Below are 270 nucleotides of genomic sequence, written 5' to 3' on the forward strand. Positions count from 1 at the left end.
CTTGGCGGACAGGATCCACGGGACGAGGGCCGTGTTCACCGCGGCGACCTCGTCCCGCACCGGCGTGTCGCCGTCGTTCTCGGCGGTGTCGTCGGCGGCGGGGACCGGCGGTGCCTGCTCCAGGATGGTGTGGGCGTTGGTGCCGCTGACGCCGAAGGAGGGGGTGGCGGGGCGGCGGGGTTCGCCGGTCTCGGGCCACGGGCGGGCCTCGGTGAGCAGCTCCACGGCGCCGGCGGACCAGTCCACGTGCGGCGAGGGCTCGTCGACGTG

General features: G+C 75.9%; 1 protein-coding gene. It reads right to left on the reverse strand.

Annotation, left to right across the window (positions count from 1 at the left end):
• On the reverse strand, positions 1-270 hold a 270-nt coding region (locus tag UK12_RS35655; RefSeq protein ID WP_045307380.1), incomplete at both ends, for a ketoacyl-synthetase C-terminal extension domain-containing protein.

Source organism: Saccharothrix sp. ST-888, from assembly GCF_000955975.1.
GTDB lineage: Bacteria > Actinomycetota > Actinomycetes > Streptomycetales > Streptomycetaceae > Kitasatospora.